The 15,225-nt window shown below is 34.8% G+C and carries 12 protein-coding genes; 1 reads left to right on the top strand and 11 read right to left on the bottom strand.

Annotated elements, in window-relative coordinates; translation table 11 throughout:
• Positions 1 to 48: 48 nt before the first annotated feature.
• Positions 49 to 1,290, bottom strand: coding sequence for a BMP family ABC transporter substrate-binding protein (locus C7390_RS04645; protein ID WP_318295558.1), 1,242 nt, complete (start codon positions 1,288 to 1,290; stop codon positions 49 to 51).
• The gene (locus C7390_RS04640; RefSeq protein WP_116443686.1) at positions 1,277 to 4,930 is read right to left on the bottom strand and encodes an HD domain-containing phosphohydrolase; all 3,654 of its coding nucleotides are present in this window, start codon (positions 4,928 to 4,930) and stop codon (positions 1,277 to 1,279) included. The genes C7390_RS04645 and C7390_RS04640 overlap by 14 nt, the downstream gene beginning before the upstream one ends.
• A gap of 312 nt (positions 4,931 to 5,242) precedes the next feature.
• Here C7390_RS04640 and C7390_RS04635 point away from each other — a divergent pair, with 312 nt between their 5' ends.
• Positions 5,243 to 6,550: an alpha-amylase family glycosyl hydrolase gene (locus C7390_RS04635; RefSeq protein ID WP_116443685.1), complete on the top strand. Its 1,308-nt coding sequence runs from the start codon at positions 5,243 to 5,245 to the stop codon at positions 6,548 to 6,550.
• A 163-nt stretch (positions 6,551 to 6,713) separates the two neighbouring features.
• Here the strand turns inward: C7390_RS04635 and C7390_RS04630 are convergent, their stop codons facing one another.
• The 9 genes from C7390_RS04630 to C7390_RS04590 all read right to left on the bottom strand — a co-directional run bounded on the left by C7390_RS04630 (position 6,714) and on the right by C7390_RS04590 (position 15,084).
• The gene (locus tag C7390_RS04630) at positions 6,714 to 8,303 is read right to left on the bottom strand and encodes an extracellular solute-binding protein (protein WP_055306495.1); all 1,590 of its coding nucleotides are present in this window, start codon (positions 8,301 to 8,303) and stop codon (positions 6,714 to 6,716) included.
• Entirely contained in the window at positions 8,303 to 9,106 is an 804-nt protein-coding gene (locus tag C7390_RS04625; protein ID WP_055306494.1) for an ABC transporter permease, read from the bottom strand. Before C7390_RS04625 ends, C7390_RS04630 begins: the two co-directional genes overlap by 1 nt.
• Positions 9,107 to 9,133: 27 nt before the next feature.
• Positions 9,134 to 9,919, bottom strand: coding sequence for an ABC transporter permease (locus C7390_RS04620; protein WP_022501693.1), 786 nt, complete (start codon positions 9,917 to 9,919; stop codon positions 9,134 to 9,136).
• A 24-nt stretch (positions 9,920 to 9,943) separates the two neighbouring features.
• Positions 9,944 to 11,377 carry an ABC transporter ATP-binding protein gene (locus tag C7390_RS04615; protein WP_022501694.1) on the bottom strand — a complete coding sequence of 478 codons (1,434 nt, stop codon included), beginning with the start codon at positions 11,375 to 11,377 and terminating at the stop codon, positions 9,944 to 9,946.
• A gap of 157 nt (positions 11,378 to 11,534) precedes the next feature.
• Positions 11,535 to 11,951 (bottom strand): hypothetical protein, encoded by a 417-nt coding sequence (locus tag C7390_RS04610; protein ID WP_116443684.1) that lies wholly within the window; start codon positions 11,949 to 11,951, stop codon positions 11,535 to 11,537.
• Positions 11,952 to 12,046: 95 nt separating this feature from the next.
• Positions 12,047 to 12,715, bottom strand: a complete 669-nt coding sequence (locus tag C7390_RS04605) for a hypothetical protein (protein ID WP_022501696.1) — start codon at positions 12,713 to 12,715, stop codon at positions 12,047 to 12,049.
• Entirely contained in the window at positions 12,705 to 13,031 is a 327-nt protein-coding gene (locus C7390_RS04600) for a hypothetical protein (protein ID WP_022501697.1), read from the bottom strand. Before C7390_RS04600 ends, C7390_RS04605 begins: the two co-directional genes overlap by 11 nt.
• Positions 13,024 to 13,806: a zinc ribbon domain-containing protein gene (locus C7390_RS04595; RefSeq protein WP_022501698.1), complete on the bottom strand. Its 783-nt coding sequence runs from the start codon at positions 13,804 to 13,806 to the stop codon at positions 13,024 to 13,026. The genes C7390_RS04600 and C7390_RS04595 overlap by 8 nt, the downstream gene beginning before the upstream one ends.
• A gap of 513 nt (positions 13,807 to 14,319) precedes the next feature.
• Positions 14,320 to 15,084 (bottom strand): tRNA threonylcarbamoyladenosine dehydratase, encoded by a 765-nt coding sequence (locus tag C7390_RS04590; RefSeq protein ID WP_055306493.1) that lies wholly within the window; start codon positions 15,082 to 15,084, stop codon positions 14,320 to 14,322.
• Positions 15,085 to 15,225 lie beyond the last annotated feature (141 nt).

Below are 15,225 nucleotides of genomic sequence, written 5' to 3'. Positions count from 1 at the left end.
ATAATGTCGTAATAATGTACTATTGTAATAATGCGTAATAATGTATTTTTACTCTATCGTAATAATGTCCTTTAATATATAGTTAAACGATGGTGCTGAGCTGTCTTTATTTTCCACAAAGCCTTCACTAAGGTCTATGATATCATTTGGATTGTCAGTATTTACGCCTATGTAGTCACCTTTAAACACAGTAAGCCTATCCTTCTTAAACTGCTCGATAACATCTGCTACCATTTCCTTAGTGCCATCTGCCACAACAATATCATTAAACTCAAGCATTGAAACCCAGCCTTCATCAAAGCCGGCTCCCACATCATTACCATGTATATTACCTCTGATGTTCTTTTCTACCACCTTTCCATTAAGAACTGCATCAACGGCAGCCTTCATATATGGCTTCCAGTTAATCTTACACCCCGTAAGATATGTAGTTGGTGCTACATCAAACATACTCTGGTTATAGCTCACATTAAAAACAGGTACATCTGAGGATGTTTCCTCACAGGCAGTCGCTGGTCCTGCTGTATCTGAATGCTGTGATATAATAACACACTTCTCATTTATGAGTTCTCTTGCATACTTCTTTTCAGTACGATAATCATTCCACTTATATGTGTACTTTACCGTCATGGTAGTATTCCCCACAACTGATCTTGCTCCAAGCAAAAAAGCTGTATATCCTGATATAACCTCCGCATTAGGATACGCTGCAACATATCCTATCTTAGCCTCATTTTCTGTTATTATCCCTTCTGATATAAGCTCCTTCAGTTTTATGCCTGCCGCGACTCCTGCTGCATATCTTCCTTCATATATGGCACCCATAAATGTATGATAATTAGCATAGTATGGCTCCTCATTAGCATTAGAGCAGGTTGCCATGCAAAACTGCACATCTGGATACCTGCCAGCCAGCTCCTTAGTTGTTTCACCATAGTTATAGCTTGTAGAAAATATCAGATTACAGCCTGCATTTACAAGTCTTTCAAGATATTCTCTTTCTGTTCCCTCGGCAACATTATACATATGCATAACTTCTACCTTATCGCCATACTCTTCCTTAATGTCAGCAAGTGCCTCTATGAAATTGTCTGTATATGCAGTACTTGCATCACCTACATATATTATCCCTACCTTGATGCTCTTATCTTCATCTTTTCTTGAATAAACCATACAGGCACCTATGATGATGCTTACTGCAACACATGTTATAAGAGTTATGATACTCTCCCTGCTTACTATATAAGACAATACCCTGCCGGATATTTTCTTAATATTACTTATCTTCATCTGCTTCACCATCCTTATACAGATTATCAATGTCTATCCTGCCACTATCAATAAGTCTAAGCATAATATCCACAAGCTCCGGGTCAAACTGTGTGCCGCTGCCTCTTCGTATTTCCCCTAAAACATAGTCCTTATCAAGCTTCTTTCTATACACCCTGTTAGCCGTCATAGCATCAAATGCATCCGCTATTCCGATAATCCTTGCATTAAGAGGTATCTCTTCACCCTTAAGACCATGCATATATCCTTTTCCATCATATCTCTCATGATGATAAAGTGCTCCTTCCTCAACGTGATTTACAAGAGTAAAGCTTTTAAGTATTTCTGCTCCTTTTTCAACATGTGATTTCATAATGGCATACTCTTCATCTGTAAGTCTTTCCGGTTTGTTAAGTATTCTGTCTGGAATACCTATCTTTCCTATATCGTGAAGCAATGCCGCTTTTCTAAGGTTTTCACATTCTTCATCACTATATCCAAGCTCCTTTGCTATCATAACTGAATACTCAGATACTCTTAGTGAATGTTGGCTTGTATTAACATCCTTTGCATCAACAGTCCTTGCAATAGTAAGAACTGTTTCGTTCCCCATCTCAAGCTGTTTCTTTACGAATTCGAGCTCTTTCTTCTGAAAATCAAGGGTTCTTTTAATCTGTGTATGGAATATTATCCACGTAAGATATGCAACTGTAAGTGCAAATATTCCGACCATATACACCTTAAACCACCAATAGTCATATATCTTTGCTTCCTTAATAATTGTATATGTGTTTTCAGATATTGGCACCCTGCCATTTTCATCAAGAACTGACAAATGAAATGTATATGTGCCTACAGGTATGTTCATATATATTATATTAGTTAGATCACTTTGCAATATTATCCTCGGTTCGGCATCATACCCTTCCAGATATATGCTTACATAAGGTGTATTAACAGAATAGTTTATAATCTCTGGGAACATCTCTATCATCTGTGCTTTGCTGTCAATATAAAGCTCTTCCCCTCTTTTTACCCGGAGACTTTCTCCATCTACCTTTACGGACTTCATCTGTATACGATATGATCTTATTCTGGCACTATAATCATTGAGATTGACTATCATTACACCATCATCTGTTGACATGTACAGATTATTATTCACATCAATATAATCCCATGCATTTGGTGTTAATGCATTTTCAAGTCCGCAATCCCCATTAAGCAGCTTATAATCAAGTTCTTTTCCAGAAAGTAAGGCACTCTTATCAACAACATATATTCCGGCTGAGCCCAGCACAAAAAGATTATCATTGTTCCCATTAACTACATTGTAATTATTATAGTAAGGAAAATTATCCAATATTCTTATAATGCCTGTCTTATCCATATAACACAGACTGTTACTTGTTACTATGAATAAACCCTCGCCAGAAGCATCCTTTACCATTCTTAATATAACCGCTGAGCTAAGACCATCATCCTTATCATAATTATCTATTACTCTTCCATCACTAATAACTTCTATTCCATTGCCATCTGTTCCTGCAAGTATTACTCTTCCATAATCTGGTATATCTGTTTCAAGAGTACATAAAACCTTACTATTTTTCATGGAATAGCCCATATTTCCGGTGACAGCTTCATCTACAATATAACTAAGTCCTGTATCACCTGCTGCAAGCATTGTATTATCACTTAACTCTGTTATAGTCCTGTATCTGTTTCCACTTAGTCCGTTATTCTCATCATATCTTATAATTTCACCACTATATGTAACCTCATATATTCCTTTGCCTGTTGTGCATATCCACATATTATTTTTACTGTCCGTTGTTATGCACCTTATTCTTACGTTATCAAGCTCTTTTACAAGTTTATTCACAAGCTCATTTAAATCGCTGTCCAACTTTTGAATATAATAACTATCAGCTGTAATACTGCCTGCAGCTGCATATGAAACGGCAATTCCACTATCTGTACCTATATAATAATTTCCATTCCACATTGTCACTGTGTTTACAACCAGATTTTCATCATTATATTCATAATTAAGATGTGTAAACGCTGATCTGCTTAATCTTAACAGCCCAAGTCTTGATGATGTAAACCAGAGATTTCCCTGATAATCTGCTGTCATATGATCTATTGAATTATTAAAGCTGCCTGTATCAATGTTTATAAACTGATTCTTGCTGTCATAATATCCTATACCATTATCTGCACATACAAAAAGTGTGCCATTTTCTGTTAATGTGTTATCTACAAAATATATTTCTTTAATATTATTAAGCTCATTACAGCTTACACTTTCCTTAAGTACATAAGCGTTATTATATAAATCATATTCATATTTATCTATATTTCCTTTTGATGTTCCCACATAAAGCATACCCGCATCATCAAATGAACACGTTGCATATCTTCCACCATCTGATGCACTATATTCTGAAATAACTGCTGCATTTTTTACAATACTTAGCTGTCCATTATCGCTGACAACTGCTATGTTACCATTCTTATCAGAGTCTGCACTTACAGCATATTTTATATCATCTATATAGCTTTTAACTGTTAATCCATCTGCAAGAGAAACTATTGACATAGCACCTGTCGTACCAATATAGTAATCACCATCAGAACCCTGTGTTATACACTTTACGGAATCAGCTGATAATCCCTCCTTTTCTGATACAACATTTATGATTGTTTCATCAATCATTATCGATACGCCGCCATCATTGGTTCCTATCCATAATCTGCCCTCTTCATCTTTATACAGACAGTTTACAGTCTTAACAGAGGCATATTCATCCACCCATTTAAACTCTGTACCATTATACCTGTATAAACCACCATAGGTTCCTATCCATAGTATTCCATCATTAGTCTGTGCTATATCATTGGCACAGCCGCCTGGTATTCCGTTTTCTCTTCCGTAAACTGTCTGCAGATAAGTATTATAATCCGGTGTTTCTTCTATATTATTCTGGTTATTCCTACTGTTATCAAAAGCTGCATACACGCACTTAGGTGTATTAACTTCTATAAGCTGTACTGCTGCCATAGCAGCTATCCCGATATATATACAGGCTGTCATTATCCTTTTATCAAATCTGTTCTTTCCCTTGTCATACCTTACAAATATATAGAGTGCAAGCACAGTTATGATCTTATCAGGAAAATCAATATAAAATTGTCCTGCAACGTGACTTAATAAATCATTAAATCCTATTCCTAAAAGCGACTCAATAACTCCATCACCCCATATATTATTGGTATAACCATTAAAAAACATATAATTAAAAATCACGGAAATAGAACACGAAACAAGTGCAATATAAAAGCTTGATGTCAGTGCACCAAGCAGTGTTTTCATATAATCCTTACTTATGCAAATTCCAGCAACAACTGCTATAGAAACACTTACTATGGCATAACAGGCATATGTCCACGAATATATTATAGAATAAAGAATATTGAGAGTAATTCCAACGATAACACCGCATACCGGTCCGCATACATAAGTGGCCGCAACTGTACCTAGTGAATCAAGCCATAATGGAAGCCTGAAATACCCAGCAATACACTTTCCTGCCAGATTCAGCAATACACATATTATTATAAACACGCTTATTGTATACCACTTATTTTTCTTCATAGGCTTTTCTCCGTTCAGTATGCTGTATTATCCGTTGGCTGTTATGTTTAATCCATCCTGACTGCTATGCATATTTTCAATACATAATCTAAGCATATCAGTAATGATTTAACTTTTACACTCTACCATAATAAAATTATAATTATTATATCAAAAAAATATATAACTGACAATGTATAAACGATTATTCTTTTGTATTGTAAGTTGCTATAATTTCATCCAGAATAATGTGGAAAAAGAATATTATTAAGGTTGTTGATAAAGAAGAAAATGCCGATTAATATATATATAAATATATAAATGGAGGCTGCTATGTGGGCTTACGAAAGTGTTTTTTATCAAATATATCCTCTTGGGTTTTCAGGAGCACCCTTTGAGAATGATGGTGTGCTTAACCACCGCATTTTAAAGGTTAATGACTGGATACCACATATTAAAAGATTAGGTGCTGATGCTATATATTTTTCTCCTGTGTTTGAATCTGACACTCACGGATATAATACAAGAGATTATACAAAGATAGACACAAGGCTTGGTACTAATAAAGATTTTGCCAACGTGTGCAATAATCTTCATAATGAAGGAATAAAGGTTGTTCTTGACGGCGTATTTAATCACGTTGGCAGAGGCTTCTGGGCTTTTCAGGATGTGTTAAAGAACAGGGAAAGTTCCCCTTATATCAACTGGTTTGCAAGAATAGATTTTAATGGTAATTCTAATTATAATGACGGGCTCTGGTATGAGGGCTGGGAAGGCTGTTATGACCTTGTAAAGCTTAACCTGTATAATGAAGATGTTATACAGCATATTTTTAATGCTATCAAAGGCTGGGTTACGGAATTTGATATTGACGGCTTAAGACTTGATGTTGCTTACTGCCTCAATCACGATTTTCTTAAAAGATTAAGAAGCTTCTGTGACAGCTTAAAACCAGACTTCTTCCTGTTAGGAGAAACACTGCACGGCGATTATAACCAGATTATGAACGACGAAATGCTTCATTCAGTTACTAATTATGAGTGCTACAAGGGTCTTTATTCAAGCTTTAATTCAATGAATATGTTTGAAATTAACCATTCACTTTTAAGGCAGTTCGGACCTGAGAACTGGACACTATACAAAGGTAAACATTTATTATCTTTTGTTGACAATCACGATGTCACAAGAGTTGCAAGCATACTGAATAACATCCGTCACCTTCCTTTAATATATGCTCTTGCTTTTGGTATGCCAGGAATACCTTGTGTATATTATGGAAGTGAATGGGGTGCAACTGGACGTAAAGAAGATGGTGACCCTGCCTTAAGAGCCTGCTTTGACACACCTGTCTTTAATGAATTATCTGACTGGATTGCAAAGCTTGCCAATGCTAAAAAGACATCACCAGCATTACAATATGGTAACTTCTCATCTATAGTCCTCACTAATGAACAATGTGTATTCTTAAGAGAGTGGCAGAGTGAGCGTGTACTTGTTGCAATAAATGCTGCTGACTACAATTATTCTGCCTCATTTAATATGGGCTGTGACAAAGCATATGATCTTATAACCAATAGTGAAATACAGCTAAATAATGGATTGGAATTACCGGGATATAGTGCATTTTTCTTAAAATTATAACTACACTGTCACACACAATATCTTTCAAGATGTTGCATAATAATAAAATCAAAACAGAGAATAGAAAGTATAACCGGAGCTTTTCCTCCAATATACATCTTTCTATTCTCTGTTTTTATAATAATTTTTATAATAATATTCTCTCTAAGAATATCCTATACCTTTATATTTTCTTATGTCTTATGACATCCGCAATTCTTAGTACTATAACAGCTACGATAGCAGCGGCTACGGCAATCCATACCCAGACTGGTACATTATGAATATTAAAACATCTTACATTTATCCACATCTGATTAATTCTCGCTGTTTCGTCATTATCAAAATACTGCATAATAGCACTTCTATGCATTACTTCTTCCGTTGGATACTGTGCTGACAACATTCCTTCTGTCTGCGCCTTAGATGTTCTTAATATATATCTTGAATCATTAGATACTCCTGAGAAGAAATATCCTAAAGAATAATCTATTGCATCAGCCTCACTTATTGTATCATCCTCTTCCATAAGTGACTCAAGACCATAATTCCATTTTAAATAATCATATATAACAGGACTCTGACCACCTGATATAACTGATGTATAGCCAATATAGTACATATTTCTTACTGCATTTTCTGGCATAGATACGAAATTAACAAATGCTTCTGCTGCCTTCTTCTTTTCTGAATTGCCATTAATTCCTGATTTTAACATCGCCCAGCCATCAAAATACATATTAGTACATTCTTCTGGAATAGCAAAATTAAGCTCGACATCATTAGCTTCTGCCTGCTGCATTATGTATACAGCATCACCTGACCACTGATAGCCAGCACTGATCTTACCTGTAATAGCATCAATCTTACCACTGTCAGTTTCAAATGAATATACATTATCTTTAACCTGCTGAAGATATTCTAATACTTCATCAACTGTATCCTTTGATGTGTCATTCATCTCCTCTGCCAGCTTATCAGTATAATCTGCCTGCCTGATAAAATCCTGTGACCTTAACTTATCAGACTTGATTGCACCAATTGCCGCAAACATAGTATCTCTTACATTATCCTTAACAGTAATCATACGTCTGAACTTATCATTATTAATAATCTTCCATGTCGATGCCTCTTGTTTTGTAACATCTTCTGGATTATATATAATACCTGTAACACCCCACATATATCCAGCAGCATATTTACTCCAAGGTTCACCATTGATTGTATTATTATCAAAAGTCTGCTTTATAAATGGTGAAACACCTTTTGCATAATAATTCTCTTTGATTCCTGTGTCGTAGAATTCATCAGAAAATGGTTCAAGCCAGCCCTCAGTCATAAGCTTCATAAACATATATTCTGAAGGACATATTAAATCGTACTCATCACCTAATGTAAGCATATTGTAAAGTTCTTCATTAGTTCCAAGACAGCTATATTCGACATTAACCTTCTTGCCATATGTCTTATAATACCATTCAGCAAAATCATCAACCATAGAATTATCGCCCCTGATATCTGTGCTCTCAAGATCTATTGTTTCATCAGCGTTCCAGCCGCCTTCATCTATATACTCTTCCCAGTTACATATTCTAAGTGTAATTGTATCGTTATCTGCCGCCTCTGCTTTAGTAGAATTAAATCCTTTCCACACTCCTGTTATACTTCCAGACAGCATTTCAACAGCCAAAATCATAGCAAGCGAAACTTTTATAACCATTTTAGTCAAATGTCTGATATAAGATGTAATATCTATAATCACATTTTTATTCATTAATGTTTCTCCTTCTGGGCTTCATTCTTTATAGGTGCAAAATTCATAACAACTTCAACTATAACTACAATCAGGAATATAATTGTCGATAATGCCCATAATGCAGTCCTAATATTAGTCTGCGAACCCTTTGTTGCATTAACAACATATGTACTTATTGTATCAAATGTTGCCGGTTTCGTATAAGTCGCCACAAAATAATCATCAAGTGATAAAGTAACTGCCATAACAAATCCTGATATAATACCTGATGCAATCTGAGGTATAATAATATGAATTAACGTATATCCCGGTGTTGCTCCAAGGTCAAGTGCAGCCTCATAAAGACTTGGGTCCATCTGCTTTAACTTGGGAACAACCGCAAGATATACAAATGGTGCACTAAGCACTGTATGTCCTATTACAAGTGGAATATAAGTATTCTTGCTTACCCCGAATACAACAACCAGAAGAATACATAATGAAAAACCTGTCACGACATCGGCATTAACAACTGGTATCTGGTTAAGAACTGACATTGTACCATTAACATTTTTCTTAGAATAAAATGCTCCAATTGCACCTGTTGTTCCAAGTATTGTAGCAAGCACCGCACTTCCAATTGCAAGTGCAATTGAACCTATAATCATATCTATAAGCTCTGGTGTTGTAAATAATGTCACATAATTATGGAACGAAAATGAATGAATAGCTCCAATATTAGGTGAATCTGTAAAACTATATACTGCTAATATAAGAATCGGAACATACATAAATATAAGTACAAGACCGATAATTGCATATTTAACACATTTTTTAAACATACCTGTCCTCTTTCCCATCACATATATCTACAGCCTGCGTCCTGAACCTTCATTATCGCTGTCTGCTGATATAAGACTGATTATACATATAATTATAAGAAGTATAAGTGCTATCATTGAACCATTGTTCCAGTCGTATGCACTAAAATAGCTTCCTATAAGACTACCCATAATATATGTACTGTTATAAAGCATATCAAGCACTACATAATTAGTCATCGCTGGCAGGAACACCATTGATATTCCACTTATAATTCCCGGTACAGATAATGGCAATATAATCCTTATAAATGTCTGAAAATTATTAGCCCCCAGATCATTTGCTGCTTCTATAATGCTGTTATCCATTTTCGATAATGTTGTATATAATGGGAGTATCATAAATGGAAGAAAATCGTAAGTCATTCCAATAACTGTATTAATAAATGGATAAAATGCAAGATTACCTTCTATTAATGAAAGAACTTCCTTAAGTGCTGTAATTCTAAGTGTAAAGTTAATCCACATTGGAAGCACAAAAAGCATAAGAATAACTGCTTTTCTTTTAATCTCGCTCTGTGCAAGTATGTATGCAACCGGATACGCTATTAAAAGACACACTATAGTTACAACAAATGCCAGTGCAAAACTGTAACACAATGTTCCAAGTGTGTTAGGATCTGTAAAGAAATTACAGAGATTACTTACTGTAAACTGTCCCTGTCCATTGGTAAATGCATAATATATCAATACAAGCAAAGGGGCTGCAACAAATAATAAAAGGAATATCCCATAAGGAATTCCAAGCTGCTTACGCGATAATACATTATTCATCTTTATTAATTCCTTTCCCTTTACTTACTTTTTTAACTGGAACTTCATCTTGTCTTCTAGCATAACAAGCCCTACAGCATCGTCCATATTCCACAGGTACTCATCATCTACAATAAGGTCGTGTCCATATTCTGTTCTTATAACGTAACTGTAATGGTCACCCTTATAGATAAGGTTGATAATATGTCCAGATACAAGACCTTCCTCCACATTATCACTCATTCTTATATCATATGGCTGGATTGAAACCATAACCTTTAACTTAGCCGTATCAATAGCCTCATTATTCTCATCAACTAAAACATTGTTCTTCATACTTGATTTAGGAATAACTTTTGTTAAATCGCAATTAATAACCTTGCCATTAAAATCAAGTGTATAATCACTATTAATATTAGTAACAAAGCTTGTTGTATGGTCCTCAGCAAGCATAATATGAATTCCGTCCGGCTCAAGCTTCATACCAATTCTTTCACCGACAGAATAACATTTGGTCGTTCTTATAACCATTTCGTACTTGCCCGATTCAACAGTAACCTCATAGTGCATACCTTTGAATATAACCGACACAACTTCGCCCTCAATAATTCCGTCCTCTGGCTTAGTTATAATTACATCTTCCGGTCTTACAACAACATCGACAAGCGTACCCTCTGGAACATCGTCCATTCCTATGAATTCACCACCGCAAAATCTTACTTTCATATGTCCTGTCATAATACCTTTGAAAATGTTACTTTCACCGATAAAGTCAGCTACAAATGCATTCTGCGGCTCATTATATATATCCTCAGGCGTACCAATCTGCTGTATCCTGCCTTCTGAAAGAACAACAATCTTATCAGACATTGTAAGTGCTTCTTCCTGATCGTGTGTTACATATATAAATGTAATTCCAAGTTCATCGTGCATATGCTTCAATTCAATCTGCATTTCCTGACGCATTTTCAAATCGAGTGCACCTAACGGCTCATCAAGCATAAGAATTTCCGGCTCATTAACCAAGGCTCTTGCAATTGCAATTCTTTGCTGCTGTCCACCTGATAAGGTAGATATCTTTCTATTCTCAAACCCCTCAAGGTCAACTATATCAAGAACTCTCTTTACTTTCTTTCTAATCTCCTCTTTTGGCAGCTTTTTAAGTTTAAGTCCAAATGCTATATTGTCATATATATTCATATGTGGAAATAAAGCATATCGCTGGAACACCGTATTAATTGGTCTTTTGTTAGCTGGAAGCTGTGATATATCTTCTCCATTAAGAAGTATTTCTCCACTTGTTGGCATCTCAAATCCTGCTATCATTCTTAATGTAGTAGTCTTACCACATCCGGATGGTCCAAGAAAAGTGACGAACTCTCCTCTTTTTACTTCAAGATTAAAATCGTCTACAGCCTTAAATCCATTATCACTATATACTTTACTAATATGTCTTAATTCTATTATATTATCTGCCATCGTTCTCCTTTTGCACCTCGTGGTTAATTTATTAATTCAGCATATATGCCTTATTACTTCTATCTGTTATTTTAATAATTATACATAGATTTATCAATAATAATCTTCAATATCTCATTATATTGTTACTTTATTGCCTTATTATTCTATTACTTTATTATTTAGTCTGCCTGTCAGGTACGTTGACTATACTATCTATCTTCTGCTTTAATATTGACAGGCTTCCCATTCTCTTTAATGCCATATCAGACTGCTCCTCCATCTGCTTTAGCTTCTGCGTATTTCCCATTGTCTTATATACATTTTTATAAAATTCCGCATTATAATACTCTGCAACCGCTATGCTTTCATCCAGTTCATTGTCCTGAATATTATCTATCACAATCTTATCCCTGCTGGCATAATCTACTGCCCTGCCATATTCATCATTCTTATACAGGTTCATAAACCAGCGTGTATTATATGTCCTGTTCTGATCATTATAATTCTCTGCTACCGCTATTATCATCGCAGCATTAAGAACAACAAGAATTACAATAATTATATCCATAATAATTAATCTGCTTTTCTTCATAATAATCCTCATTCCTGCGCACATTTTGCGCATATCGGCTTTGTGTCAAATGTATACAAACATAAATCCTGCGTATAAAAAATCCATTTTCACATCTATCCTCTTTGTATAAGGCACTGCTCAATTCGTGCGCTTGAAAATGTATCAATAGCCTCTAAATCCTCATCTGTAATGTGATAATATTTCTTAAGCAGTACTCCCATATCTTCCCGCATTTTGTTAAGATACTTTTCATTGTCTGATGTCATAGTTACTTCTTTATCTTTATATGCCGATAACTGTGTATAGTAGTAAAACTGCGAAAGATAATATGCCAGATTAGACACATCTGACTGTGTAAGATTATAATTATCACTATCGTTAGTATTCATAAATCCCACTGACCACACATAATATCTTACACCCATAAGAACCGAATATTCTTTATCAAATGCTTTATTATCAAGAGCATCTATCTCATCACTATAATCCGATAATTCCTTATAACTACTGCTATCAAGATATGAATATATTTTATTACTTATTTCTGTATAATTATTCGTTATTGCTGATTTCTTTACAGCCTTTTTTACAGAGCCAGTTAATGCAATACCAATAAATGCTATAAGAAGCAGTGCAATAACAACTGCGGGTATTGCAAATGCGTAAGCTTTCTTTGAATTACTGTCCGCCTTATTATGTACATTCTTTTCTGTATTATTGAAATCTTTATCATACCTGTCTATGGCTTTTTTATGACTTTCTGTATAATACTTATCTTCCATCTATTATCTCTTTTCTTATATTATTAACGGCAATGCTTTCGTTGTGTCTGTCAATTGCTTTTACAGAAAATATAGCTGCCACCAGTATGATTACAACCGCCAGTACAAGGACAAGCACTTTTACAGCCTCTTCTACAATTATTTTTTTATTAATATCAGCAAGTTCTGCCAGCCTTTGCCTAAGTCCTGCCAGTCCTTTCATATATGATTTTTCCTGTCCATAATAATTGGAATTGCCACAATATGGACACTGGCTGAGATTTTTATTAAATTCTGCGCCACACGAAGGACATATCACATTCATTTTATTATTCATACTTATTTTTCACACTTTCTTCTATAATAAGTTGGATTTGCGTACTATCCGCCGTCCTTATAGCCTGCACCTGTTCATCACTCACATAAAAATATGTCTTTAATATTGCATCCATATTCTTATAAATCTGTTCTACCTTCTCATCAGACGTATCTCCAACCGCAAGCTTTCCATATATATAATGAAGGTTATCCAAATCATAAAATTCATCCAGCAGACCACAAATATCTGTCAGTGCCTTATTCTTATAAAATATATTATCCGCGGCAAGATATTCACTTATATAATTATTCACAAATATGTATATCTGTGCAGCCTCTATCTGTGGGTGATAATCAAGATACGGACCATCTGACCAGCCTGATATATTAATGCTGTCACTATAATTAAAGAAATCATAGTAATCTTCATTCTCCCAATATCTGTCTAACGTGGCTGTCACCGTATCATATTCACTAACAGCATTTTTCTGCTTAATAAAATACCAGTCGTGTGTAAGCATATACACCACCAGACCAATAAACATTGCAAGAAGCACCGCTATAGCCACTCCACGCACAAGCACTTTTACTGTATACAGCTGCTGTGCGCTTATTGATTTTTCCGCCGTATTAACTTTTGACTGATATTTGTCATAATCTTTTTTATAGGCTTCCCCTGCCCTATTCTTCCTGCCACAATGCGGACACACCTCATCGGTCAGATTAAGCACTGCCCCACAATACTGACATTTCATATTAAATGTACTGCCTTTATAAATATTCTCCCTTTCCACGCTTTCCCTCACTTTTTCTCTCTTTTATGCTATTTATAGATAATTATTTATTGTATATACGAATAAAATGTATTATTTTATACTATACTTTAATATAATATATATTTTTCATATTAACTAAGCGTAATATGCTAAAATCTTCTTTGATGAAATATTCTTTAATGAAACATACGTTATTATAATATATAATCAGTCTTATTGCATTAGTTTATATTTTGTTTTTATAATTCACATTTTACTCACATCTTTTACATATCACGTTCACATTTTCCCTCTAATATAATCATTGTTGAAAGACATATGACATTGCTTTCAATAAACTTTTTCATAAACAGATAACTACCTACTCCCTTAAATTTGTAGTTATCACTCTCCCAAAAAGAACCTGAATGATAATCATATCAATTGCCACTTGATATCATTATCATTCAGGTTCTTTTAGTTTATTTATTAAATATTGTAATCACTTTAATTACTTTGCTGTTTCTATCAAAATATTTTATCCTATAAGTCCTACTTTGCATTAACCCCTGCGATATCCTTAATCACCTCTCCAGCAATTATAAGCCCTACAACAGATGGCACAAATGCCACGCTTCCCGGAATATCACGTCTTTCTGTACATTTGTGTTCTGCTCCTGGTGGGCATATGCAGTTAGTACGACAGCTTATCGACATATCCTCGATTGGCCTTGTTGGCTGTTCTTCTGAATATACAACCTTAAGCTTCTTAACGCCACGTTTCTTAAGTTCACGGCGCATAACCTTCGCAAGAGGACACACCCTTGTCTTATATATATCTGCAACCCTGAATGCTGTCGGGTCCAGCTTGTTACCAGCACCCATACTGCTTATAACAGGAATTCCAAGTTCATTTGCTTTCATAATAATTGAAATCTTAGCTGTAACAGTATCTACCGCATCAATTATATAGTCATACTCATCAAATGGAAATTCATCAGCATTTTCTGGAAGAAAGAAACAATTATGAATTCTTACATCAACATTTGGATTAATCTCCAACATTCTCTCTTTCATAACCTCTGTCTTATACTTTCCAACAGTTTTTCTTGTTGCTATAATCTGTCTGTTTAGATTAGTAAGACATACTTTATCATCATCTATAAGGTCAAATGCACCTATGCCACTTCTTACAAGTGCTTCACAGGCATAACCGCCTACTCCGCCTATTCCAAATACAGCAACTCTCTTATTAGCTAGTTCCTGCATTGCACTTTCACCTAGCAATAATTGTGTTCTTGAAAACTGATTTAACATCTTTATCTCCATTCTGAATTATTAATTACTAAACCTACCAATATGGTAGTATTTCAATAAGAGATTATATTATAATCAGAAGTTTCTGTCAAAGCAATACTTTCATTACTATTCCATACATTTTCTTCTATATATTTATAC

The organism is Bacteroides galacturonicus (genome assembly GCF_003096855.1).
In the GTDB taxonomy this organism is placed as follows: Bacteria; Bacillota; Clostridia; order Lachnospirales; family Lachnospiraceae; genus Lachnospira; species Lachnospira rogosae.
Note: the sequence above shows the minus strand (reverse complement) of the source record. Positions and strands in the feature narration are given on the sequence as shown.

Coding starts and splice junctions, on each gene's coding strand:
- C7390_RS04620 (WP_022501693.1), bottom strand. CDS start 9,919: ATGAATAATGTATTATCGCGTAAGCAGCTTGGAATTCCTTATGGGATA.
- C7390_RS04615 (WP_022501694.1), bottom strand. CDS start 11,377: ATGGCAGATAATATAATAGAATTAAGACATATTAGTAAAGTATATAGT.
- C7390_RS04630 (WP_055306495.1), bottom strand. CDS start 8,303: ATGAATAAAAATGTGATTATAGATATTACATCTTATATCAGACATTTG.
- C7390_RS04590 (WP_055306493.1), bottom strand. CDS start 15,084: ATGTTAAATCAGTTTTCAAGAACACAATTATTGCTAGGTGAAAGTGCA.
- C7390_RS04610 (WP_116443684.1), bottom strand. CDS start 11,951: ATGAAGAAAAGCAGATTAATTATTATGGATATAATTATTGTAATTCTT.
- C7390_RS04605 (WP_022501696.1), bottom strand. CDS start 12,715: ATGGAAGATAAGTATTATACAGAAAGTCATAAAAAAGCCATAGACAGG.
- C7390_RS04640 (WP_116443686.1), bottom strand. CDS start 4,930: ATGAAGAAAAATAAGTGGTATACAATAAGCGTGTTTATAATAATATGT.
- C7390_RS04600 (WP_022501697.1), bottom strand. CDS start 13,031: ATGAATAATAAAATGAATGTGATATGTCCTTCGTGTGGCGCAGAATTT.
- C7390_RS04645 (WP_318295558.1), bottom strand. CDS start 1,290: ATGAAGATAAGTAATATTAAGAAAATATCCGGCAGGGTATTGTCTTAT.
- C7390_RS04625 (WP_055306494.1), bottom strand. CDS start 9,106: ATGTTTAAAAAATGTGTTAAATATGCAATTATCGGTCTTGTACTTATA.
- C7390_RS04635 (WP_116443685.1), top strand. CDS start 5,243: ATGTGGGCTTACGAAAGTGTTTTTTATCAAATATATCCTCTTGGGTTT.